The sequence below is a fragment of the Streptomyces mangrovisoli genome (genome assembly GCF_000974985.2).
Taxonomy (GTDB): Bacteria; Actinomycetota; Actinomycetes; order Streptomycetales; family Streptomycetaceae; genus Streptomyces; species Streptomyces mangrovisoli.
Map to the genome: position 1 here is coordinate 12,938 of NZ_LAVA02000078.1, position 23,983 is coordinate 36,920.

The 23,983-nt window shown below is 73.2% G+C and carries 20 protein-coding genes; 15 read left to right on the top strand and 5 right to left on the bottom strand.

The features are described 5' to 3' along the window. Positions 1 to 7: 7 nt before the first annotated feature. The gene (locus WN71_RS28270) at positions 8 to 379 is read right to left on the bottom strand and encodes a hypothetical protein (protein WP_046584198.1); all 372 of its coding nucleotides are present in this window, start codon (positions 377 to 379) and stop codon (positions 8 to 10) included. A 228-nt stretch (positions 380 to 607) separates the two neighbouring features. On the opposite strand from WN71_RS28270, the gene WN71_RS28275 reads away from it, so the two are divergent. Next, positions 608 to 1,747: a glycosyltransferase family 4 protein gene (locus tag WN71_RS28275; RefSeq protein ID WP_046584197.1), complete on the top strand. Its 1,140-nt coding sequence runs from the start codon at positions 608 to 610 to the stop codon at positions 1,745 to 1,747. Positions 1,748 to 1,766: 19 nt separating this feature from the next. On the opposite strand, the gene WN71_RS28280 is transcribed toward WN71_RS28275, so the two are convergent. Beyond that, the gene (locus WN71_RS28280; protein ID WP_046584196.1) at positions 1,767 to 3,455 is read right to left on the bottom strand and encodes a PucR family transcriptional regulator; all 1,689 of its coding nucleotides are present in this window, start codon (positions 3,453 to 3,455) and stop codon (positions 1,767 to 1,769) included. A 168-nt stretch (positions 3,456 to 3,623) separates the two neighbouring features. After that, complete coding sequence (locus WN71_RS28285) at positions 3,624 to 5,426, bottom strand: glycoside hydrolase family 15 protein (RefSeq protein WP_046584195.1); 1,803 nt, start codon at positions 5,424 to 5,426, stop codon at positions 3,624 to 3,626. Positions 5,427 to 6,074: 648 nt separating this feature from the next. Between WN71_RS28285 and WN71_RS28290 the strand changes: the two genes are divergently transcribed. The 14 genes from WN71_RS28290 (at position 6,075) to WN71_RS28355 (ending at position 22,858) form a co-directional block, all read left to right on the top strand. Continuing rightward, the gene (locus WN71_RS28290; protein WP_046584194.1) at positions 6,075 to 7,742 is read left to right on the top strand and encodes a CTP synthase; all 1,668 of its coding nucleotides are present in this window, start codon (positions 6,075 to 6,077) and stop codon (positions 7,740 to 7,742) included. A gap of 100 nt (positions 7,743 to 7,842) precedes the next feature. Continuing rightward, the gene (locus WN71_RS28295) at positions 7,843 to 8,466 is read left to right on the top strand and encodes an NUDIX domain-containing protein (protein WP_046584193.1); all 624 of its coding nucleotides are present in this window, start codon (positions 7,843 to 7,845) and stop codon (positions 8,464 to 8,466) included. Between the two features lie 497 nt (positions 8,467 to 8,963). Further along, entirely contained in the window at positions 8,964 to 11,060 is a 2,097-nt protein-coding gene (locus WN71_RS28300) for a tetratricopeptide repeat protein (RefSeq protein ID WP_046584192.1), read from the top strand. Between the two features lie 143 nt (positions 11,061 to 11,203). Further along, positions 11,204 to 12,319 (top strand): alanine dehydrogenase, encoded by a 1,116-nt coding sequence (ald, locus tag WN71_RS28305; RefSeq protein ID WP_046584217.1) that lies wholly within the window; start codon positions 11,204 to 11,206, stop codon positions 12,317 to 12,319. A gap of 411 nt (positions 12,320 to 12,730) precedes the next feature. Next, positions 12,731 to 13,867 carry a ParA family protein gene (locus WN71_RS28310; RefSeq protein WP_079178172.1) on the top strand — a complete coding sequence of 379 codons (1,137 nt, stop codon included), beginning with the start codon at positions 12,731 to 12,733 and terminating at the stop codon, positions 13,865 to 13,867. Beyond that, positions 13,852 to 14,457, top strand: a complete 606-nt coding sequence (locus WN71_RS28315; protein ID WP_079178173.1) for a hypothetical protein — start codon at positions 13,852 to 13,854, stop codon at positions 14,455 to 14,457. Before WN71_RS28310 ends, WN71_RS28315 begins: the two co-directional genes overlap by 16 nt. Positions 14,458 to 14,475: 18 nt before the next feature. Then, positions 14,476 to 15,672 (top strand): segregation and condensation protein A, encoded by a 1,197-nt coding sequence (locus WN71_RS28320; protein ID WP_046584189.1) that lies wholly within the window; start codon positions 14,476 to 14,478, stop codon positions 15,670 to 15,672. Next, positions 15,669 to 16,313 carry an SMC-Scp complex subunit ScpB gene (scpB, locus tag WN71_RS28325; RefSeq protein ID WP_046584188.1) on the top strand — a complete coding sequence of 215 codons (645 nt, stop codon included), beginning with the start codon at positions 15,669 to 15,671 and terminating at the stop codon, positions 16,311 to 16,313. The genes WN71_RS28320 and scpB overlap by 4 nt, the downstream gene beginning before the upstream one ends. Then, positions 16,313 to 17,434, top strand: coding sequence for a pseudouridine synthase (locus WN71_RS28330; RefSeq protein WP_046584187.1), 1,122 nt, complete (start codon positions 16,313 to 16,315; stop codon positions 17,432 to 17,434). The genes scpB and WN71_RS28330 overlap by 1 nt, the downstream gene beginning before the upstream one ends. 94 nt (positions 17,435 to 17,528) lie before the next feature. Continuing rightward, on the top strand, positions 17,529 to 18,539 hold the full coding sequence (locus WN71_RS28335) for a sigma-70 family RNA polymerase sigma factor (protein WP_046584186.1): 1,011 nt from the start codon (positions 17,529 to 17,531) through the stop codon (positions 18,537 to 18,539). A 689-nt stretch (positions 18,540 to 19,228) separates the two neighbouring features. Further along, entirely contained in the window at positions 19,229 to 19,528 is a 300-nt protein-coding gene (locus tag WN71_RS42025) for a hypothetical protein (protein ID WP_052742974.1), read from the top strand. Positions 19,529 to 19,565: 37 nt separating this feature from the next. After that, positions 19,566 to 20,978 (top strand): MFS transporter, encoded by a 1,413-nt coding sequence (locus tag WN71_RS28345; RefSeq protein ID WP_046584185.1) that lies wholly within the window; start codon positions 19,566 to 19,568, stop codon positions 20,976 to 20,978. Positions 20,979 to 21,089: 111 nt separating this feature from the next. Further along, positions 21,090 to 21,839: an NUDIX hydrolase gene (locus WN71_RS28350; RefSeq protein WP_046584184.1), complete on the top strand. Its 750-nt coding sequence runs from the start codon at positions 21,090 to 21,092 to the stop codon at positions 21,837 to 21,839. Next, positions 21,836 to 22,858: an ADP-ribosylglycohydrolase family protein gene (locus tag WN71_RS28355; RefSeq protein WP_046584183.1), complete on the top strand. Its 1,023-nt coding sequence runs from the start codon at positions 21,836 to 21,838 to the stop codon at positions 22,856 to 22,858. Before WN71_RS28350 ends, WN71_RS28355 begins: the two co-directional genes overlap by 4 nt. 65 nt (positions 22,859 to 22,923) lie before the next feature. Here the strand turns inward: WN71_RS28355 and WN71_RS28360 are convergent, their stop codons facing one another. Beyond that, positions 22,924 to 23,340, bottom strand: coding sequence for a Rieske (2Fe-2S) protein (locus tag WN71_RS28360; RefSeq protein WP_046584182.1), 417 nt, complete (start codon positions 23,338 to 23,340; stop codon positions 22,924 to 22,926). Further along, a complete protein-coding gene (locus WN71_RS28365; RefSeq protein WP_046584181.1) occupies positions 23,337 to 23,924 on the bottom strand; it encodes a DUF6529 family protein in 588 nt (195 codons plus the stop codon). The genes WN71_RS28360 and WN71_RS28365 overlap by 4 nt, the downstream gene beginning before the upstream one ends. Between the last annotated feature and the right edge of the window lie 59 nt (positions 23,925 to 23,983).

Consider the following 23,983-nt stretch of genomic DNA (forward strand, 5'->3'; position numbering starts at 1 on the left):
TGCGGGGTCAGTGGCGGGGTGGTGTTGCGTAGCCCGGTACCGATGGCCACCGTACGGTCAGTACGACCGACTCCTCCTCCGCGGACCACGAGTGGTCGACTCCGCGCCCCCACACGACGTAGTCGCCCTGGCGCGCCAGGAGGACGTCGCGGTCGCGGAACCGCATGCGGAAGCGGCCGCTGACGAGGACCAGCAGGGCCGTCCGCGCCTCGCCGGCGACCCATTGCGCCCGTTCGTCGCCGCGCGGGTGAACACCCCATTTGATCTCCACGTCCGCGCTGTGCCGGGGGTCGCCGGGCTCCTTGAAGTGCCCCAGCAGCCAGCCCCGGTCGAGCGCCGCGTCCGCACCGGCGTGGCCCACGTACACGCTGTCGTCCACGCGCCCGGACCCTAGCAACGAATCCGCCGGGTGGGTGAGCCGTTCGCTCGGGGGTCTGATGTGAGGGAAGGTGGGGACCTGCGGCATTGCCGGAACACACGGGTGGGCTGGCATCCTTGACGGTGCATCCGGTACGCGGGGGAAGCGCACGTGACGCGCCATCGTCGCCCGTACCTTCTGTACGGTCCTCCGTGACCGTTCCACCCCGAACCCAGGAGTCCCGGCCACGTGAGCTTCGTGAGCAGCCACTCGCCGCACGGTCAGTCGCCGCTGCGTACCGTGCAGGTGCTGGGCGGCGGCGACGCCGGCAGCAGCGCGCACGTGCGGTCCCTGGCGTCGGGGCTGGTGGCGCGGGGCGTGCGGGTCACGGTGTGCGCCCCCGTCGAGGCCGATCACACCTACGACTTCACCGGCACCGGGGCCGACCACGTGCACGTGCCGCGCAGCAGCGACCCCGGCTCCGTGGCGGTGCTGCGGGAGGCGTGCCGGGACGCCGACCTGGTGCACGCGCACGGGCTGCACGCCTCCTTCCGCGCCGTCCTCGCGCTCAGCGGCCGCAGCACCCCGCTCGTCGTCACCTGGCACAACCGCGCCTTCGCCGAGAGCGCCGCCCGCATCCACCTGGTACGGCTGCTGGAGCGGCGGGTGGTGAAGGCGGCCACCGTCGTCCTCGGCACCACCTCCGACCTCGTGGAGCGGGCCCGCCGCCGGGGCGCCCGGGACGCCCGGCTCGGCGCGGTCGCGCTGCCGGGCCGCCGCCGCGCCGTCGACCCCGACGACCCGGACCGGCTGCGGCCCAAGCTGCTCGCCGAACTCGGCGCCACCGGGCGCCCGTTGCTCGTCGCCGTCGGCTCCCTGGACCGGGAGCGGGGCTACGACGTCCTGCTGGACGCCGCGCACGCCTGGTGCCGGCTCGACCCGGTGCCGATGGTGCTCGTCGCCGGGGAGGGTCCGCTGCGCGCCGAACTCCAGCGGCGCATCGAGGACGAGGCGTTGCCGGTGCGGCTGGTCGGACGGCGGGACGACGTCACCGAGTTGCTCGCCGCGGCCGATCTCGCGCTGCTGCCCAGCCGGTGGGAGCCGCGCTCGGTGCTGGCGCAGGAGGCGCTGCACGCGGGCGTGCCGCTGGTCGCGACCGCCGTCGGCGGGGTCCCCGACCTGGTGGGCGACGCGGCCGAACTGGTCCCGGCCGGCGACGCCAAGGCGCTCTCCGACGCCGTCGTACGCCTGCTCGGCGACCGGGAGCGGCGGGAGTCGCTGCGCGAGCGCGGCCTGCGCCAGGCGGCCGGATGGCCGACGGAGGACGAGACCGTCGCCCAAGTGCTCTGCGTGTACGACGAGTTGACCCAGCCCCGGCCGCTGCCCTGAGTCCCGCAGCGGTCACCCCCTAGGCCACGTGACGGCGGGCCCGCAGCGCCAGGCTCAACGCCAGTACCGTCTGCGGGTCGTCGAGGTCGGTGCCCAGCAACTCCCCGATGCGGGCGAGCCGGTTGTAGAGGGTCTGTCGGTTGAGGTGGAGTTCGCGGGCGGTCTCGGCCTTGCGGCCCGCGTGCGCCAGATAGGTCTCCAGGGTCGGCAGCAGCGGGGGCCGGGAGCGGCGGTCGTGCTCGCGCAACGGCCCGATGGCCCGCTCCACGAACGCCGCCAGGTCCGGATGGTCGCGCAGCCGCCACAGCAACAGGTCGATGTCGAGGCTGCGGGCGTCGTACCAGGGCCGGTCGGTGAGCCCCTGCGCGGCCGTCGCCGTCTCGGCCGCGTGCTTGAGCCCCGTGGAGGCCGCCGCCCAGTCCCCGGCGGGCCCCACGACCACCACCGGCTGCCGGGCCCCCGGCCGCTGGATGCCGGCCCGCTCCACGCCCGCCCTGAGCGCCGCCGCGACCCGGTCCGCGACCGCCGGGCGCTCCGCCTCCGCGCGCAGGCCCAGCAGCAGCGGCACCCGGCCCTCGACCGGCCGGACACCGAACAGCACCGGCACCCCCAGCGCGGCCAGCTCCTCGCCGACCGCCCGCGCGAGCACCGCCCAGCCGCCGCCGTTGCCGCCCGAGCCTCCGGTGCCCGTGCCGTCGGTGCCCGCGAGGCCGTCGGCGAGCCGCATCACCACCGGCAGCAGCGGACCGCCGCCCGGCTTGAAGCCGAGCACGCGGGCCTGCGCCGGGGCGTCCTCGGCGGCGATCCGGCCCTCGGCGAGGTCGGTGAGGAAGTCGCCCCGGCCGCGCGCGGCGAGCTCCTCCTCCTGCCGGGCCTGCATGAGGACGACGGCCAGGATGCCCGCGGCGCGCTCGGCCGCGATCCGGTGCACCGGGGCCAGCGGCCCGCGCACCGGGAGCAGCACCAGCCGGGCCCGTACCGACCCGGGACCCGGCCCGCCGCCCGGCACGTCCACCAGCACCGATCCGGCGGGCGGCGGGGCGTCCTTGTGCGGGCCGCGCAGCCCCTCCCACACCTGGAGCGGGTCCGCGCCCTCGGGTCCGGAGCCGGCCGCGTACAGCAGGCGGCCGTCGGTGGTCTCCAGGAAGACCGGGTTGCCGCCGAAGTCGGCGAGGATGCCGAGGACCTGCGGCACCCCGCCGCCGCCCAGCAGCGCCTCGGTACAGCGCCGGTGCACCTCCTCGGCGCGCTGGAGCAGCGCGTAGTGCCCGTTGACGATCTCGGTGTGGATCTCCTCGGTGACGGCCACGAACGGCACCTCGCGGTGCAACTGCACCAGCGGCAGCCCGGTCGCCCGCGCGGTCTCCACCAGGGTCGCGGGCAGACGGGTGAAGCGGGGGCCCAGCTCGATCACCAGGGCCGCGATGCCGCGCTCGGCCAGGGTGCGCACGAAGGCGCGCTGCTCGGCGGGGCGGGTGCCCAGGCCGTACCCGGTGGTGAGCAGGAGTTCGCCGCCCTTGAGCAGGGAGGCGATGTTCGGCACCTCGCCCGCGTGCACCCAGCGCACGGTGCGGCCCAGCCGCTCGGCACCCGCCAGGATCTCCGGGAGCCCGCTGCGCAGTCCGGGCAGCTCCAGCGCACGCTGAACGGTGATCCCGGCGCCCTGGGTGGCGTAGGTGTCGAATCTGCTGTCCGTACGGCTGTCCATGCAGCGGACGCTACCCGCGCGCCCGCCGCCGGGACATCTCCGGACCGCTGCCGGGGCGGTTCCGGTGGGCCGTGCGGCTCCCGGGAGCGGCCAGCCGTCGTGGGCCGCCAGGAACCGTCAGCCGCCGCGGCCCCCCGAGGCGGTCAGCCGCCGTAGGCCCCGAGGCCGTCAGCCGCCGTAGGCCCCCGAGGCCGTCAGGCGCAGTGCCGTGTCGATCAGCGGCACGTGGCTGAAGGCCTGCGGGAAGTTGCCCACCTGGCGCTGGAGGCGCGGGTCCCACTCCTCGGCCAGCAGTCCGAGGTCGTTGCGGAGCGAGAGCAGCTTCTCGAACAGCTTGCGGGCCTCGTCCACCCGGCCGATCATCGCGAGGTCGTCGGCCATCCAGAACGAGCAGGCGAGGAAGGCGCCCTCGTCGCCCGGGAGCCCGTCGACGTTCTCCTCGTCGCCGTGCGTCGGGTAGCGCAGGATGAACCCGTCCGGCGTGGACAGCTCGCGCTGGATCGCCTCGATGGTGCCGATCACCCGCTTGTCGTCCGGCGGCAGGAAGCCCATCTGCGGGATCAGCAGCAGCGACGCGTCCAGCTCCCGGGAGCCGTAGGACTGCGTGAAGGTGTTGCGTTCCTTGTCGTAGCCCTTCTCGCACACCTCCCGGTGGATGTCGTCGCGCAGCTCGCGCCACTCCTCCAGCGGGCCGTCCGCGTCGCCCGCCTCGATCAGCTTGATCGTGCGGTCGACGGCGACCCAGGCCATCACCTTCGAGTGCACGAACTGGCGGCGCGGGCCGCGCACCTCCCAGATGCCCTCGTCCGGCTCGTCCCAGTGGTCGGCCAGGTAGCGGATGAGCTTCAGCTGGAGCAGCGAGGCGTAGTCGTTGCGCGCCAGTCCGGTCATGTGGGCCAGGTGCAGGGCCTCGATGGTCTCGCCGTACACGTCGAGCTGGAGCTGGTGCGCGGCGCCGTTGCCGACCCGGACCGGGGCGGAGTTCTCGTAGCCGGGCAGCCAGTCCAGTTCGGCCTCGCCGAGCTCCCGCTCGCCCGCGATGCCGTACATGATCTGGAGGTTCTCCGGGTCGCCCGCGACCGCCCGCAGCAGCCACTCGCGCCAGGCGCGGGCCTCCTCGCGGTAGCCGGTGCGCAGCAGCGAGGACAGCGTGATGGCCGCGTCGCGCAGCCAGGTGTAGCGGTAGTCCCAGTTGCGGACGCCGCCGATGTCCTCGGGCAGGGAGGTGGTGGGGGCCGCGACGATCCCGCCGGTCGGGGCGTAGGTCAGCGCCTTCAGGGTGATCAGCGAGCGGATCACCGCCTCGCGGTACGGGCCGTGGTACGTACAGTGCTCGACCCACTCCCGCCAGAACCCCTCCGTCGCCTCCAGCGACTGCTCGGGCTCCGGCAGCGGCGGGGGCTTCAGGTGCGAGGCCTGCCAGGAGATGGTGAAGGCGACCCGGTCACCGGGGCCGACGGTGAAGTCGGAGTGGATGGTCGGCGACTTGCCGGAGGTCTCGCACTCGGTGTCGAACCAGACCGAGTCGGGGCCCGCGACGGCGACCGTGCGCCCCTCGTGCAGGTCCACCCACGGGACGACGCGGCCGTAGGAGAAGCGCATGTGCAGGGTGGAGCGCATCGGGACGCGGCCGGTGACGCCCTCCACGATGCGGATCACCTGCGGGGCGCCCTCGCGCGGCGGCATGAAGTCGGTGACCCGGACCGTGCCGCGCGGGGTGTCCCACTCGGAGTCCAGGATCAGCGAGTCGCCGCGGTAGGAGCGCCGGGTGGCGGTCGGCGGCTGGGCATCGGCCGCGTGGGCGGGGCCGATGCGCCAGTAGCCGTGCTCCTCGGTGCCCAGCAGGCCGGCGAAGATGGCGTGGGAGTCGAAGCGGGGCAGGCACAGCCAGTCGACCGTCCCGTCCCGGCAGACCAAAGCGGCGGTCTGCATGTCTCCGATGAGTGCGTAGTCTTCGATGCGCCCGGCCACGTGCAACTCCAGTCGAACGGCCACGTCACCCCGCGAGGGGGCGGTCGCTGGTGCGGTCAAGGGGTCGTTGTAATGCGTCGTTGAGCGGTGAGGCGGAGCAGCCGCTCCGCCTGGGGACAAAACGGCAATTCTTGCTCAACGAACTGACGAGCTCTCATTGTTCCGGTCGACACGGGCGGGGGTGGTGCCGTGTGACCCGGCCGGGCTCGGCAGCGAATGTCCGAGCAGGATACGACGCACGTAGATGATCTGTGTGCCGCTCCGGGCAACCCGCGTGGGCCGAACGGGTGAGCAACGGGTGAGGACCCGGTGACCGGGATACGTCTGTGTCGGACACCGGTCCTTTGCCCGGATCGGACTCGGGGCTGTTGTCCGGATCGGATGCCGGGCCGATGTGCGGATCGGACGCCGGATCGGACTCCAGGCCGGACTCCAGGCCGGACTCCAGGCCGGAATCCGGGCCGGAATTCGTGTCGGACCGTGCGCGCAGCGTGGCCGGAAGCCAGCGCCCCGAGGCGCTGATACCCTGGTAGCCCGTGGACCGGTGGGCACGAAACCCCCGAACCGCAGCGACGGCGCCACCGAAGCATTTCGGCCCGGCAGCTGTACCGCAGACCAGATCGCGACCACGGGAGCCCCCTCTTGGCCATGCCGCCCGCTGCTTTTCGAAACAGCACAGCCACGACGACCAAGCACATCTTCGTCACCGGGGGTGTCGCCTCCTCTCTCGGCAAGGGCCTCACCGCCTCCAGCCTCGGCATGTTGCTCAAGGCACGCGGCCTGCGCGTCGTGATGCAGAAGCTCGATCCGTACCTGAACGTCGACCCGGGCACCATGAACCCGTTCCAGCACGGTGAGGTCTTCGTCACCAACGACGGAGCCGAGACCGACCTGGACATCGGACACTACGAGCGTTTCCTCGACCGTGACCTGGACGGCTCCGCCAATGTCACTACAGGACAGGTGTACTCCACGGTCATCGCCAAGGAGCGGCGGGGCGAGTATCTGGGTGACACGGTCCAGGTGATCCCGCACATCACCAACGAGATCAAGCACCGCATCCGCCGCATGGCCGGCGACGAGGTCGACGTCGTCATCACCGAGGTCGGCGGCACCGTCGGCGACATCGAGTCGCTGCCGTTCCTGGAGACCGTCCGCCAGGTCCGGCACGAGGTCGGCCGCGACAACGTCTTCGTGGTCCACATCTCGCTCCTGCCGTACATCGGCCCCTCGGGCGAGCTGAAGACCAAGCCGACCCAGCACTCGGTCGCCGCCCTGCGCAACATCGGTATCCAGCCGGACGCGATCGTGCTGCGCTGCGACCGCGAGGTGCCCACCGCGATCAAGCGGAAGATCTCGCTGATGTGCGACGTCGACGAGGCCGCCGTCGTCGCCTGCCCCGACGCCCGCTCGATCTACGACATCCCGAAGACCGTGCACGGCGAGGGCCTGGACGCCTATGTCGTCCGCAAGCTGGACCTGCCGTTTCGCGACGTGGACTGGACGACGTGGGACGACCTGCTCGACCGCGTCCACAACCCCGACCACGAGATCACCCTCGCCCTGGTCGGCAAGTACATCGACCTGCCCGACGCCTACCTCTCGGTCACCGAGGCGCTGCGCGCGGGCGGCTTCGCCAACCGTGCCCGGGTGAAGATCAAGTGGGTCACCTCGGACGACTGCAAGACCCCGGCCGGCGCCAAGGCGCAGCTCGCCGACGTCGACGGCATCTGCATCCCCGGCGGCTTCGGCGACCGCGGTGTGCTCGGCAAGGTCGGCGCGATCAAGTACGCCCGCGAGCACAAGATCCCGCTGCTCGGCCTCTGCCTGGGCCTGCAGTGCATCGTGATCGAGGCCGCGCGCAACCTGGCCGACATCTCCGACGCCAACTCCACCGAGTTCGACCCGGCGACCGGGCACCCGGTCATCTCCACGATGGCCGAGCAGCTCGACATCGTGGCCGGCGAGGGCGACATGGGCGGCACCATGCGGCTCGGCATGTACCCGGCCAAGCTGGCCGAGGGCTCGATCGTGCGCGAGGTCTACGACGGCAAGGAGTACGTCGAGGAGCGGCACCGGCACCGCTACGAGGTGAACAACGCCTACCGGGCCGAGCTGGAGAAGAAGGCGGGCATCCTGTTCTCCGGCACGTCGCCGGACGGCAAGCTCGTCGAGTACGTGGAGTACCCGCGTGACGTCCACCCGTACCTGGTGGCCACGCAGGCCCACCCGGAGCTGCGCTCGCGTCCGACCCGCCCGCACCCGCTGTTCGCGGGGCTGGTGAAGGCGGCCGTCGAGCGGAAGACCTCGAAGTAACACACCAGTTGTACGGTGGCCGGGGTGCATACCTTCAATGGTGTGCACCCCGGTTTTTGTTTCCGCACGTTTCTGCACGTGGCACGTGGAAGGACAGGGCATGACGATCAAGGACACGCCGGAGGAGTGGGAGATCCGGGCGACCGCGACCCCCTTCGTGGGCAACAAGACCTCCGTCCGCACGGACGACGTGGTCATGCCCGACGGGTCCGTGGTCCACCGCGACTACCAGGTCCACCCGGGGTCCGTGGCCGTGCTCGCCCTCGACGAGGAGGACCGGGTCCTGCTCATCCGCCAGTACCGCCACCCCGTGCGGCAGAAGCTGTGGGAGATCCCGGCCGGGCTGCTCGACGTGCCCGGGGAGAACCCGCTGCACGCGGCGCAGCGCGAGCTGTACGAGGAGGCGCACGTCAAGGCCGAGGACTGGCGGGTGCTGACGGACGTCTACACCACGCCCGGCGGCTGCGACGAGGCCGTGCGGATCTTTCTCGCGCGGGATCTGTCCGAGGCCGAGGGCGAGCGCTTCGAGGTCGAGCACGAGGAGATCGACCTCGAGTACGCGCGGGTACCGGTGGACGAGCTGGCCCGGGGGGTCCTTGCGGGCGAGCTGCACAACAACTGCCTGGTCGTGGGGGTGCTGTCGCTGATCGCGGCGCGGGCGGGGGACGGGCTGGACGCGCTGCGTCCGGCGGAGGCGGAGTGGCCGGCGCGCCCCTTCGCGTGACGCCCTGCGGGCGGCTCGCCGTTTTTGGCTGCGGGTGAGTGGGGGCTGGTCGCGCAGTTCCCCGCGCCCCTTCAAGGACGGGGGTCCAGAGGTCGTGTGTTCGGGTGCGGGCCGGTGGGGGTTGATCGCGCAGTTCCCCGCGCCCCTTTGGGGGCGCGGGGAACTGCGCGACAAGCCACGATGGCGCCGCACGGGTCCTACGACGTCTCGCGGGGGCGTGCCGGACGGCGATCGGCGGGGCGGGTCTACGACCGCACGTGCGCGGCCGCTGCCGATGTGGGCGGTGGGGGCCGCTCCGGGCGTCCGGACCGTACCGGCGTGCGGTCGGAGCGAAAGGCCCCCTCGTCCCACCACTGATGTGACGATCTGCTGATCCGATCGGGGGACCGTCCGCCCCGCCCGTCCAGGAAGGCCACGGACCGTCAACTAGGCTCGGGAAACGCCCGAACCGGAGTCCCCGGCGGGCTTGCGCGTGCGGTGGGACGGGAGTGTGGCCCGTGGCGGATCAGGCGGTGGACACGGACGGCGCGCGGCTGCCGGAGCCCGCTCCCGTGGAGGACGTGGAGGACGTGGAGGACCGGTTCCTCGGCCGCACACGGGAGCTCAAGGAGCTTGCCGCGGACATCGAGCGCACCGGTCTCGACACCATCTCCGGGCGCAAGGCCCCCCGCGCGCGGGTCCTGCTGATCGCGGGCCGCCCCGGCTCCGGCCGCAGCGCCCTCGCCGCGGAACTGGTGCGCCAGGTCGCCGACCGCTACCCGGACGGCGTGCTGCGCGCCCGGCTGAGCGAGCCCGACGGCACGCCCGTGCCGAGCGGCCGGGCCGCCCGCGAGCTGCTCACCGCGCTCGGTGCGAGCAGTCCGCCCGGCGCCTCGGACGACGACCTCACCGCCGATCTGCGGGCCGCCCTCGCCGATCGCAAGGCCCTGCTCCTGCTCGACGACGCGACGGGCGCCGAACAGGTCGACGCCCTGCTCCCGGACAACTCCGCCTGCCTGGTCGTGGCCGTCGCCCGGGGCCCGCTGACCGGCGTCGCGGACGTCCGCCCCTGCACTCTGGGCGGCCTCGACACCAAGTCGGCGGTGGAGCTGCTGTCCCGCCGGATCGGGTCGGTCCGGGTCACCGTCGACCCGCGCGCCGCGGAGACTCTGGTGGAGGCGTGCCAGGCGCAGCCCGCCGCGCTGATGCTGGCGAGCGGCTGGCTGGCGGCCCGCCCCAAGGTGGCCGTCGCCGACCTCGCCAAGCGGCTGCACGCCGACCCCGACGACGCCGGGGTGGGAGAGGCCGCGCCCGGCCCGCTGGCCCGGATGTTCCGGCTGGTCCACGACACCCTGCCGAGCCCCGCCGCGCGCATGATGCGGCTGCTCGCCCTCGCCCCGGCCGGCCTGGTCGACCCGCACACCGCCTCCGCCCTGGCCGGCTGCTCGGTGGAGGCCGCCCACGGCACGCTGGACGAGTTCGCCGCGCTCGGTCTGCTGCACGCCGCCGACTCGCAGCAGCCCCAGTACGAGGTGCCCGGCTGCCTCCAGCCCCTGCTCGCCGCCCAGGCCGCCGCCAAGGACCGCCCCGGCGAGCTCCAGCTGGCCCGTGCCCGGATGCTGGAGCGGACCGTGCGGCTGCTCCAGTCCTGCCGCACGATCACCGAGACGGACAGCCCCCAGTCCCGCGAGAAGCAGCTCGGGCTGCCGCGCTCGCTGCGCTTCCCGAACCCCCGGGCCGCGGCCGACTGGCTGGTGCTGCGCCGGCCCGCCCTGCTGGCCTCGGCCCGGCTCGCGGTCGCCGACGGGGAGCTGGACACCCTGGCCCGCCGCCTGATGTCCCAGCTGGTGCGGGCCCTGGTCGCGCACCAGGGCACCCGGGCCGCGGCACCCGACCTGTACGGCATCCACCGCCTTGTCCTGGACGTCGCCGAGCGCCGCGAGCTGCCCCGTGAGCAGGCCGCGGCGCTGCTGAACCTCGCCGACCTGGATGCCCGCACCGGCCGGACGACGGAGGCGCTGGTGCGATATCGCGCAGCTTTGGACGTCGGACGCAGAGCAGATGACCCGTATGCGACCGCTCGCGCAATGGAATCCGTAGGTGGTGCGCATCTGGAGCTGGGGGACTACGACCGGGCGGCCGACTGGTTCGGCCGCGCCCTCGCCCAGCGGCTCGCCCGCGACGAGCGCGCGGAGGCCGCGCGGCTCTACGGGCGGATCGCCGCCGCCCACACCTACGCGGCCCGTTACGGCGAGGCGCAGCGCGGCTGGCGCGCGGCCGTCGCGGGCCACCGCAGGAACGGTGATCTGGCCGCCCACGCACGGGCGTTGAGCGAGCTGGCCCGGGTCCAGGAGTACGCCGGGCGGCCCGAGGAGTCGCTGCTCACCTGCCAGGAGGCCATGGAGTGGGCGCGCCGGGCCGACGACGGCCGGCTGCTGGCCGCACTCCAGCTCCGGCTCGCCGACACCCTGGAGCGTCTGGGCGACCCCACCGCGGCCCGACTGCACCGCGCCGCGGCGGAGCGCATGCTGGACGAAGAGGCCCGTGACGACGATCCCGAGCCGGAACACGGTGCTAACGCCTGCGAAATCCGCAGTGCACTCGCTGAAGATTGAAGCAATGAAAGGCTAGACAGCGGGAACACCTTCATTAGACTGGCTACGCCGCACGTTCTCCTGCGGTGCATCCCGTTGTGCCCCAGTGCATCCGGGTACACGGGGCTATGCCCACACCCTCTGATTCAAGGACCGTGATCGACGTGAAGGTCGGCATCCCCCGCGAGGTCAAGAACAACGAGTTCCGGGTGGCCATCACCCCCGCCGGTGTGCACGAGCTGGTGCGCAACGGGCACCAGGTCGTCGTCGAGCGCAACGCCGGCGTCGGTTCCTCGATCACGGACGACGAGTACGTCGCCGCCGGCGCCGAGATCCTGGAGACCGCGGACGAGGTCTGGGCCACCGCCGACCTGCTGCTGAAGGTCAAGGAGCCCATCGCCGAGGAGTACCACCGCCTCCGCAAGGACCAGACGCTCTTCACCTACCTGCACCTCGCCGCCTCCAAGGAGTGCACCGACGCGCTCATCGAGTCCGGCACCACGGCGATCGCGTACGAGACCGTCGAGCTCCCGAACCGCGCGCTGCCGCTGCTCGCCCCGATGTCCGAGGTCGCGGGCCGCCTCGCCCCGCAGGTCGGCGCCTACCACCTGATGCGCGCCAACGGCGGCCGCGGCGTGCTGCCCGGCGGCGTCCCCGGCGTGCTCCCGGCCAAGGCCGTCGTCATCGGTGGCGGCGTCTCCGGCTGGAACGCCGCGCAGATCGCCATCGGCATGGGCTTCGACGTGACGCTGCTCGACCGCGACATCAACAAGCTGCGCGAGGCCGACAAGATCTTCGGCACGAAGATCAAGGCTGTCATGTCCAACTCCTTCGAGCTGGAGAAGGCCTGCCTGGAGGCCGACCTCGTGATCGGCGCCGTGCTGATCCCCGGCGCCAAGGCCCCGAAGCTGGTCACCAACGAGCTCGTCTCGCGGATGAAGCCCGGAAGTGTCCTTGTCGACATCGCGATCGACCAGGGCGGCTGCTTCGAGGACTCCCGTCCGACCACGCACGCCGAGCCGACCTTCCCGGTCCACAACTCGGTCTTCTACTGCGTCGCCAACATGCCCGGCGCGGTGCCCAACACCTCGACCTACGCGCTGACGAACGCCACGCTGCCGTACATCGTCTCGCTGGCCAACAACGGCTGGGTGGAGGCGCTGCGCCGTGACGCCGCGCTGGCCAAGGGCCTCAACACCCATGACGGCAAGGTCGTTTACAAGGAGGTCGCCGAGGCCCACGGCCTGGAGCACCTCGAGCTGGAGACCCTGCTCGACTGATCGCCAGCCCCAGCGGAACGGCTAAGTCACCTTTTCGTAAAGGCGATACGTCAACTTGACGCGTCAACCGCGCACGCCCGGCCGGACCTTGCCGACAAGGTCCGGCCAGATGTGTGTATGGTCACTTTGCGGCACTCGGTCAACTCGCCTCGAACGCAACTCTTCGACCGATTCGCGCACCGGTGAAACCTGCCGTGCGACGGTCGTACGCCCTTGACAGCAGGATGTTTCATTGCCGACACATCGGGCCGGGTCCGGCGGATTGTGTTGCTGCGGACGCCCGACACGCCATAGAGTCGCCAACCGTCGGCATGGTGCCACGCTGACCTGTCTAGAAGTTTCCTGGTCACCAAGGAGGTAAGACGACTTGTGAATGAGTCGACATTTTCTCCCGGGGGTGGTCAACCAGGAATGCCGGTTCGGGGCCAGGACCCCGCGGGGTTCGAGGCTGTCGGCTCCGTCGCTGTGCGTACCTTCGCAGCCCAGAAGAGTCACCGGATCTCACGGGTGACTCAGCCAGCACCTCAGAGCATGGATGGCCATCACGTGAACGCCATGGCCGGCGACGGAAGTGGCGCGCCCCACAACCACTTCGCCGACTACGACGAACTGCCCGACGGGCACTTCTACGACCCCGACGCCGAGTACGAGCCCGACCCGGAGTACGCGGCCACGCTCGCGCCCGACGCGGCCCGGCAGCGCCGTGAGCGCATCGGCCCGACCGGCCGCCCGCTGCCGTACTTCCCGATCCCGGGTCCGCTGACCGACCACGGCCCCGCGACGATCATCGCGATGTGCAACCAGAAGGGCGGCGTCGGCAAGACGACGTCGACCATCAACCTGGGTGCCGCGCTCGCGGAGTACGGACGCCGTGTGCTGCTCGTGGACTTCGACCCGCAGGGCGCGCTGTCGGTGGGCCTCGGTGTCAATCCGATGGAGCTCGACCTCACCGTCTACAACCTGCTCATGGAGCGGGGCATGGCGGCGGACGACGTCCTCCTCAAGACGGCGGTCCCCAACATGGACCTGCTGCCCAGCAACATCGACCTGTCGGCCGCCGAGGTGCAGCTGGTCTCCGAGGTCGCGCGCGAGTCCACGCTCCAGCGCGCCCTCAAGCCCCTGCTGCCCGACTACGACTACATCGTGATCGACTGTCAGCCGTCCCTCGGCCTGCTGACGGTCAACGCCCTGACGGCGGCTCACAAGGTGATCGTGCCGCTCGAGTGCGAGTTCTTCGCGCTGCGCGGTGTCGCGCTGCTCACCGAGACGATCGAGAAGGTCCAGGAGCGGCTCAACCCGGAGCTGGAGCTCGACGGGATCCTGGCCACGATGTACGACTCGCGCACGGTGCACAGCCGCGAGGTGCTGGCCCGCGTGGTCGAGGCGTTCGACGATCACGTCTACCACACCGTCATCGGCCGCACGGTCCGCTTCCCGGAGACCACGGTCGCCGGTGAGCCGATCACCACGTACGCGTCCAACTCCGTCGGCGCCGCCGCCTATCGCCAGCTCGCCAGGGAGGTGCTCGCCCGGTGTCACGCCGAGTGAGTCTGCCGGGGGCCGACGAACTGTTCCGTACGACAGGGGGAATGGCACTCCAGCCGTCCACTCCGCGGCGCCCGGCCAACGGCGAGGCCCGGGTGCCGGCCCCCGCGGGGGAGAGCGACGGCGCCGCCGCGGAGGACGTGCCGCAGTCGGTGCCGGTGCAGGGCGGTGACGGCGACGGCGCGGAGCACGTGGCGGTGGAGGCGGAGCCGATCGACGCGGGCGAGTCCCGCAGCCGCTCCGCCGCCGCCCATGCCGGTTCGCCGGCCCCGCCCGGCCAGGCGGACCGCGGGGCGCGGCGACAGAGCCCGCAGGAAGGTTCTGGCGCGGGCCAGCCGCGCAAGCAGCGCGGCGGCAACCGGGCCGCCAACCGCCGCCCCAGCGGCCGGGAACGCCACGACGAGAAGATCACGGTGTATGTCTCCGCCGAGGAGCTGATGGACCTGGAGCACGCCCGTCTCGTGCTCCGCGGGGAGCACGGCCTGGCGGTGGACCGCGGCCGGATCGTCCGCGAGGCGGTCGCCGTCGTCCTGGCCGACCTGGAGTCCCGCGGAGACGCAAGCATTCTGGTACGGCGCCTGCGCGGCCGGTAGGAGTAGCCTGCGGGGGCCATGACCTCGAACGACGCTCCCACGCCCGGCACCCCTGCCGGCCGTCGGCGTGCGCTCGGCCGAGGCCCGGGAGCGGGCGCCCCGCGGACGCGGCCGGAGGTCTCCGATCTCCTGGCGGCCCCGGAGATCCTCGACCCCGCACGGCCGGCCGAGCCCGCCCGACCCGCGGACACCGTACGGCCCGAGACCGTACCGCCGGAGCCGGAGCCGGAGCCGGAGCCGGAGCCGGAGCCGGAGCGCGAGCCCGATCCGGAGCCCGAGCCACAACTGCCCGAGACGGGACCGGCGCGCGAGCCCGAACACCAGGCCCCGGAACCCCCCGTCCCCGAATCCGCCCCCGCGCCCGCCCCCGCGTCCGAAGCGGAGGCCGAGGCCGGTGACGGCGTCTTCAAGGTGCGGCTCGCCAACTTCGAGGGCCCCTTCGACCTCCTGCTCCAGCTGATCTCCAAGCACAAGCTGGACGTCACCGAGGTAGCCCTGTCCAAGGTCACCGACGAGTTCATGGCGCACATCCGCGCGATGGGACCGGACTGGGACCTGGACCAGACGACCGAGTTCCTCGTCGTCGCCGCCACCCTGCTCGACCTCAAGGCGGCCCGGCTGCTGCCCGCCGCCGAAGTGGAGGACGAGGCCGACCTCGCGCTCCTGGAGGCCCGCGACCTGCTCTTCGCGCGCCTGCTCCAGTACCGCGCCTACAAGCAGATCGCGGACATCTTCAACCGGCGCCTCGACGAGGAGGCCCGCCGCTACCCCCGCACCGTCGGCCTCGAACCGCACCACGCCGAGCTGCTGCCCGAGGTGGTCATCAGCATCGGGCCGGAAGGTTTCGCCCGGCTCGCCGTGAAGGCGATGCAGCCGAGGCCCAAGCCGCAGGTCTACATCGACCACATCCACGCGCCCCTGGTCAGCGTGCGCGAGCAGGCCGGGATCGTGGTGGCCCGGTTGCGCGAGCTCGGCGAGGCCAGCTTCCAGGCGCTGGTCGAGGACACCGACGACACCCTCACCGTCGTCGCCCGGTTCCTCGCCCTGCTGGAGCTGTACCGGGAGAAGGCCGTCGCGCTCGACCAGGAGACCGCGCTCGGCGACCTGATCGTGCGCTGGACCGGCGGGGAGGCGGACGGGGTACCCATGGTGACCGACGAGTTCGACCGGCCGCCCGAGGGACCGAAGGACGAGGCGAAGGAGAAGAAGGCGTGAGCGAGGAGACCTCCGCACCCCCGGCCGCCGTCGCCGCGCTCGACCTGAAACCCGCCCTGGAGGCGGTGCTGATGGTCGTCGACGAGCCCGCGACGGAGGAACACCTCGCCAAGATCCTCCAGCGGCCCCGGCGTCAGGTCGCGGACGCGCTGCGCGAGCTGGCCGACGAGTACACCGTGCAGGGCCGCGGCTTCGAGCTGCGCCTGATCGCCGGCGGCTGGCGGTTCTACAGCCGGCCCGAGTACGCCGCGGCCGTGGAGGGCTTCGTCCTGGACGGCCAGCAGGCCCGGCTCACCCAGGCGGCCCTGGAGACGCTCGCCGTGGTCGCGTACCGGCAGCCGGTGAGCCGGAGCCGCGTCTCCGCCGTACGAGGAGTCAACTGCGACGGCGTGATGCGCACCCTCCTCCAGCGCGGTCTGGTCCAGGAGGCGGGCACGGAACCCGAAACAGGTGCGATCCTGTACACGACGACGAACTACTTCCTGGAGCGGATGGGCCTGCGCGGCCTGGACGAGCTCCCGGAGCTCGCGCCCTTCCTCCCGGAGGCGGAGGCGATCGAGGCCGAGACGCAGGAGGGCGTGCCGTCGTTCGATCCGGACGCTCCGGATTCCGAGGACGCAGACGACAAGACGGAACTTTGATGCGAAGCAGCAGCGGCAGGAACAGCAGCGGAAACAACGGCGGGAGCCGTGGTGGCAACAGCGGCGGCCGCGGCGGGAGCAGCGGTGGCCGCGGTAACTACCGCGGCGCCGGCAATTCTCGTGACGACAACCAGGGCGGCCGGCCGAAGAAGCCGCGCCCGGAGGAGCGGCGCTACGACGTAGGCCCGGGCGCCACCCAGTCCGGCCCGAAGTCGGGGCGCGGCGCCTCGGCCCGCGGCGGCGCCAAGGGCGGGCCCCGGCAGGGCCAGGCCACCGGGCGCGGCCGTACGGCGCCCGGCACCTCGCGCGAGTACGAGGCACGGGCCGAGGAGCGCAACCGCGAGCGGTACGCGGGCAAGAAGGACGTGAAGCTGCCCAAGACCTTCCCGGGCGCCGAGCAGGAGGGCGAGCGGCTCCAGAAGATCCTCGCGCGCGCGGGCTACGGCTCCCGGCGGGCCTGCGAGGAGCTGATCGAGCAGGCGCGGGTCGAGGTCAACGGCGAGATCGTCCTGGAGCAGGGCAAGCGGGTCGACCCGGAGAAGGACGAGGTCAAGGTCGACGGGCTGACCGTCGCCACGCAGTCGTACCAGTTCTTCTCGCTGAACAAGCCGGCCGGCGTCGTCTCGACGATGGAGGACCCCGACGGGCGCCAGTGCCTCGGGGACTACGTCACCAACCGTGAGACCCGCCTCTTCCACGTGGGACGGCTCGACACCGAGACCGAGGGCGTCATCCTGCTCACCAACCACGGCGAGCTGGCGCACCGGCTGACCCATCCCAAGTACGGCGTGAAGAAGACCTACCTCGCCGCCATCGTGGGCCCGATCCCGCGCGACCTGGGCAAGAAGCTCAAGGACGGCATCCAGCTGGAGGACGGCTACGCGCGCGCCGACCACTTCCGCGTCGTCGAGCAGACCGGCAAGAACTACCTGGTCGAGGTGACCCTGCACGAGGGCCGCAAGCACATCGTCCGCCGGATGCTCGCGGAGGCGGGCTTCCCGGTCGAGAAGCTCGTGCGCACGTCCTTCGGCCCGATCACCCTCGGCGACCAGAAGTCGGGCTGGCTGCGCCGGCTGTCCAACACCGAGGTCGGGATGCTGATGCAGGAGGTCGACCTCTAGCCGACCGTCCCGTAGACGCTTCGGCCGGTCCTCGGACCGGCCGATTCGTTTGCGCCCTCCCGGCGGTCTGCATCACCGACGGAGGGAGCGCGCCATGACCGAGACCGTGACGGACCGCGCGGAGTTCGTACGGCTGACCGGCCCCTACCGGCGGGAACTGCTCGCCCACTGCTACCGGATGCTGGGCTCGGCCGACGAGGCCGAGGACCTGGTGCAGGAGACCTATCTGCGGGCCTGGCGGTCCTACGACGGCTTCGAGGGCCGGGCGTCCCTGCGGACGTGGCTGCACCGGATCGCCACCAACACGTGTCTGACGGCGCTGGAGGGCCGGGAACGGCGCCCCCTGCCCACGGGGCTCGGGGGGCCGTCCCAGGTGCCCGAGGAGCCGCTCAGTGGCCGTCCCGAGGGCGTGGAGTGGCTCCAGCCGCTGCCGGACGCGCTGCTCGACCCGCAGACCGTCGTGGCGGCCCGCGGCAGCCTGCGGCTGGCGCTCGTCGCGGCGCTCCAGCAGCTGCCCGCGCGGCAGCGGGCCGTGCTGATCCTGCGGGACGTGCTGGCCTGGCGGGCGGCCGAGGTCGCGGCGCTGCTCGGCACCTCCACCGCGGCCGTCAAGAGCAGCCTCCAGCGCGCACGGGCCCGCCTCGACGAGGTCGCGCCCGCGGAGGACCGGGTCACCGAGCCGGACGGGGCGGCCGACCGTGACCTCCTCGACCGGTACATGGCCGCGTTCGAGCACGCCGACATGGACGCGTTGATCGCGCTGCTGCGGGACGGCGTCGAGCTGGAGATGCCGCCGAACGCCGAGTGGTTCCGCGGCCGCGCGGACGTCGTGGGGTTCCTGGCCACCCGCAGGCACGGGCTCGGCGCGCCGCGGCTGCTGCCCACGGGCGCCAACGGGCAGCCCGCCGCCGCGATGTACGTGCGCGGCGCGGACGGCGTGCCGCGCCCGCACTCGGTGCACGTGCTCACCTTCGCGGAGGGCGCGGTGGCCCGGATCACCGTCTTCCTGGCCCCGGGTCCGTTCGCCCGCTTCGGCCTGCCGGAGGCGCTGCTCGCGGATTCCCCTGCGGGGCGGCCCGACCCGCTGCCGGGGGCGTCGTCGTGAGCCCGGGCGACCTGCTGGAGCGCTCGCTCGTCTACGCGATGGGGAGCGTCGCGTGCGCCGGGGCCGGCGGCCTGCGCCGAGCCACCCCCTGCGCGGGGTGGGACCTCGGGCAGCTCCTGGACCATCTCGCCGACTCCCTGGACGCCCTGCACGAGGGGCTGGCCGGAGGCCGTGTCGCCCGCACGCCCGTCCGCGCGGCCGGCGACCCGGCCTGCGCGGTCCGCAGCCGCGCGTGCGCGGTACTCGGCGCGTGGGCCGCCCGAGCGCAGGAACGCCCGGGCGGGCCGGGCGGGGAGGGCTGCGGGGCGGGCCCGTGGGGGGCTTGCGGTGCCGGCGGCCGCGGGGCGGATACGAACGGCGGGGACGGTCGCCGGGCGGGGCCGTGCGGGGCGGAGGGCCGCCGGGCGGGGCCGGCGCGGGCGGATGCCTGTGCGGGGGGCCCGGGCGGCGGGCCGGACCGGCCCGCGTCGGGCATGAACGCGTCGCGCCGAGGCGGCCTGCGCCCGTGCGGGGCGTGCCCGTGCGACGCGGGCGGCCGCGTGTCAGATTCGCTCGGGTCGGGCCGGTTCGGAGCGGGGCCGTGTGAAGGAGGCCGGTGCGGAGCCGGCCCGGGTGAAGCGGGTCTGTGTGATGCCGGCGCGTGGGGAGCGGGTCCGGGCGGCGGCGGTCCTCTTGCCAGGTGCGACGTCGTGTTCGTGGGCGGGCTGCCGCTGGACGTGCGGGTGGTGGTGGCCGTCGGGGCCGTCGAGGTCGCCGTGCACGGGTGGGACGTCGCCCAGGCCGCCGGGTGGCGGCGCCCGCTGCCCGGGGCCCTCGCGGCCGGGCTGCTGCCGGTGGCGCGCCGCCTGGTCGCCGCCGAGGACCGCGGTGTGCGCTTCGCGGCCGCGGTCCCCGTGCCGCCGCAAGCCCCGCCCGGCGTGCGTCTGCTGGGCTTCCTGGGGCGCCGCGATTCCTTCGCGGGCCGAGCCCGGTCTGCCTTGCGTGAGTGACCTTCCGGACCTTCCGGACCTCACGAAAGGCATCGACATGACCGACACCTTGCGTGTCCCGGCGCGCAGCGCGGCGGACGGACCGGACCCGGCCCGCCGGGGCTGGACCGTCGTCCTCGCCGGACTCGGCGCCCTGCTGTGCTCCCTGGACGTGGTGGTCGTCGCCACCGCGCTGCCCGCCCTGCGGGCCGACTTCGGGGCGGGCCTGTCCGACCTGGAATGGACGATCAGCGCCTACAACCTGGTCTTCGCCTGTCTCACCCTGACCGGCGCCGCGCTCGGCGACCGCTTCGGCAGGCGCCGGATGTACGTCGTCGGCCTCGCCGTGTTCACCGCGGCCTCCGCGGCGGCCGCCCTGTCCGGCGGTCCCGGCCCGCTGATCGCCGCCCGCATGGCGCAGGGCGCGGGGGCGGCCGTTCTGCTGCCGCTGACCCTGACCCTGATCAGCGAGGCCTTCCCGGCCGAGAAGCGGGGTGTCGCCATCGGTGTGTGGGGCGGGGTGACCGGGCTCGGCGTGGCCGCCGGGCCGGTGCTCGGCGGAGCCGTCACCGAGGGGCTTTCCTGGCAGTGGATCTTCTGGCTGAACGTGCCCGTCGGACTGGTGATGATCCCGCTGTCCGCCACCCGGCTGCGGGAGAGCCGCGGCCCCCGGCCCCAGCTCGACATCGTGGGGCTGGTGCTCGCGGCGGTGGGCCTGACCGGCCTCGCCTGGGCGCCGGTGCGGGCGCCGCAGGCGGGCTGGGGGAGCGCGGAGGTGATCTGCGCGTTCGTCGTCGGCGTCGTGTTCCTGGCGGCGTTCGTCGCCTGGGAGCGCCGGGCCCGCTACCCGATGCTCCCGCTCGGCCACTTCAGGCGCCGCGGCTTCACCACCGCCAACGCGGTGTCCTTCCTGCTCTACGGCTCGCTCCTGGGCGCCCTGTTCATGATCACGCAGCTGTTCCAGACCGGGCTCGGCTACTCCCCGCTGGAGGCCGGCGGACGGATCCTCGTGTGGAACGCGATGCCGCTGGTGGTGGCGCCGGTCGCCGGCGCGCTCGCGGACCGGTTCGGCAACCGGCCGTTCATGCTGGGCGGCCTGCTGCTCCAGGCGACCGGCCTGGGCCTGCTCGCCTGGCGGGTCGAACCGGGCGTCGGCTACGGGGAGTTGGTCGTCCCGCTGATCGTCGCCGGAATCGGCATCTCGCTGGTCTTCCCGAGCGTGGCCAACGCGGTGACCCAGTCCGTGCCGCGCGGCGAGGAGGGGGTCGCGGCCGGGGTGAGCAACGCGCTGCGCGAACTCGGCGGGGTCTTCGGCGTCGCCGTCGCCGCGATCGTGTTCACGACCGCGGGCGGCTACGGCTCCCCGACCGCGTTCGTCGACGGCTGCGGGCCCGCGCTGTGGGTCTCCGCGGGCGTGGCGGCGGTCGGCGCGGCCGTGGCGGCCTGTGCGCCGGGCCGCACCGGCGGCTGAGCGGCCGCACGGGTGTTGCGCACCCGCTCCCCCCTCTTTATAGTCGTAGCGACTATTAATTCTCCGGCAGGCTCCGACAGGCTCCGGCAGGCCGGAAGAGGGGGTGAGCGGGTGACCGCGCGCGCAACGGGCGGCTCGGCCCCCGAGGGCTACGACAAGCACGCCTTCGAGCCGTTCGCCGTCACCGTCGATCTCGCCGTGCTCACGATCCGCGCGGGCGCGCTCGACGTGCTGCTCGTCGAGCGCGGGCAGGAGCCGTACGCCGGACGCTGGGCGCTGCCCGGCGGGTTCGTGCTGCCCGACGAGTCCGCCGAGACGGCGGCCCGCCGCGAACTCGCCGAGGAGACCGGCCTCGCGGACGTCTCCGGGCTGCACCTGGAGCAGCTGCGCACCTACAGCGAACCCGGCCGCGACCCCCGGATGCGGGTGGTGTCGGTCGCCTTCACCGCGCTGCTGCCCGACGCGCCCGAACCCCGCGGCGGCGGCGACGCGGCCGAGGCCCGCTGGCGGCCCTACGACACCGCCGGCCCGCTCGCCTTCGACCACGACCGCATCCTCGCCGACGCCCACGAACGGGTCGGCGCCCAGCTGGAGTACAGCTGCCTCGCCACCGCGTTCTGCCCGCCCGAGTTCACCCTCGGCGAGCTCCAGCAGGTCTACGAGACCGTCTGGGGCGGCACGCTCGACCGCCCCAACTTCCGCCGCAAGGTGCTCGCCACCCCCGGCTTCGTCGAACCGGTGCCCGGCGCCGCCCGCCTCACCGGAGGCCGCGGCAAACCCGCCGCGCTCTACCGCGCGGGCACCGCCGCCGCGCTCCACCCGCCCCTGCTCCGGCCACCACGGGAAGGAAGCCCCGCATGACCACGACCACGCCCAGGAAGCGCGCCGCGACCGGCGCGCTCATCGGCCTCGCCCTCGGGGACGCGCTCGGCTTCCCCACCGAGTTCAACGACGTGCCGGGCATCCTCGCCAAGTGCGGTCCCTGGCGGGAGATGGAGCTGCCGAAGCCCGCGATCGTCACCGACGACACCCAGATGACCCTCGCGCTCGGCCGCGGGCTGCGCACCGCCATGGACCGCGGCGTCCTCGCCCCCAAACGGCTGGAGCGGCCGGTGCGCGAGGAGTTCGTGGACTGGTTCCAGTCACCCGACAACAACCGCGCCCCGGGCCGCACCTGCCTGGTCGCCTGCAACCTCCTGAAGGAGGACGGCCGGCTGTGGCAGGACGCCGGCCAGATCGGCTCCAAGGGCTGCGGCGCCAACATGCGCGTCGCCCCCGTCGGGCTCGCCGGCGGGCTCAGCGACGAACAGCGCGCGGGCGCCGCCCAGTTGCAGGCCGCGCTCACCCATGGCCACCCCACCGCGCTCGCCGCCTCCGACCTCACCGCCCGCGCCGTACGGCTGCTCGCGCGGGGCGCCGAACCCACCGGCCTGGTAGGCCAGTTGAGGTCGTACGCCCTCGACAACCGGACCCGCTACCACCACCTGTGGCTCGGCGATCTGTGGACCCGCGCCCAGGACCCGAGCCCCGAGCACTTCATCGCGCGCGGCTGGGACGACTGCCTGGCCGTGCTGGACCGGCTGCGCGACGCCCTGCGCAGCCCCTCGCCCGAGACCGACCCGTGCCTGGCCACCGGCCCAGGCTGGGTCGCCGAGGAGGCCCTGGCGACCGGGCTGCTGTGCTTCCTGCTGTTCCTCGACGAACCGCTGACCGCGCTGCGCCGGGCCGCCTGCACCTCGGGCGACTCCGACTCGATCGCCTGCCTCACGGGCGCCTTCGCGGGCGCCCACCACGGCGACGGCGTCTGGCCCGCGCGCTGGGCGGACCGGATCGAGTACCGCAGCGACCTGCTGTCGCTGGGGGCGCTCTGGGACGCGTGAGCCGGGGCGCGGTCCGGCCGGGGGTTGCCGCGCGCGGCCCGACCGTGCGATCCCGTGGACCCCGGTCAGGCCAGTGTGATGGTGTCCCCGGACACCGTGATCCGTCGCGGCGGCAGCGGCTTCGGTGCCGGTCCCGCGGCCACCGAGGCGTCGGCGATGCGGAACCTGCTGCCGTGGCAGGGGCACTGGATCAGACCGTCCTCGACCGCGTTCACCGTGCAGCCCTGATGCGTGCACACCGCCGAGAACGCCTTGAACTCGCCCTTCTTCGGCTGGGTGACCACGACCTTCTCGGCCGTGAAGACCTTGCCCCCGCCGACCGGCACCTCCGAGGCGTGCCCCAGCTCCTGGCCGCTGGTGGCGGCGGCGGACGAGGACGACGAGCCGTTCCCGTCGCCGTAGCTGCTGCATCCGGCACAGCCCACGGCGAGCGCCGCCGCGCCCGCGCCGAGGACCGTGCGCCGGGTCGGCGGATGGGTCATGTCGTCACTCCGAACGTGCGGAAGAACCAGAACGCCGACGTCAGCCAGATCAGCGTGAGGGCGGTGAACACCAGACCCCCGACGAGAGGCAGCAGCCAGCCGGGGAGCCGCTCCGAGCGCAGCAGCAGCATCTTGGCACTGAACGCACCGAAAAAGAAGCAACCCAGGACAGAGTGGAACAAGACGCGCGTTTCATAGGTCTGGTAGCCCAGCGCGTACAGGCAGTGCACGGCCACCGGGACGGCGACCAGGAACGCGATCCGGCCCGACCAGCGGTGCAGGGCAGGCGCCCAGCGGGGTCCGGGCAGCCGGCCGTAGACCATGAACGCGGAGACGAGCTGGACCAGGGCGAAGAGGAACGCGGTCGTCGCCAGCCACGACTTCACCGCGCCCGTGCTGCTGAACCCGGCGAGGTCGAACGCCGTGCCGGCCGGGTGGTGGGTCCGGCCGTAGACGCCGAGGCCGACCGCCACCGCCGCGGCCACCAGCGCGGGGACGAGGTAGCGCGCCGGGCCGGGCGGGGCGGGGGAGCGCGGCGGGGGCGCGGGGAAGTTCTGGGTGGCGGCGTTCGGGTCGACGGTCATGGTCGGCTCCCTGGAGTGCCGTACGTCCTGCGTGGTCAAGGGGCGGAGGGGTCGAGGTG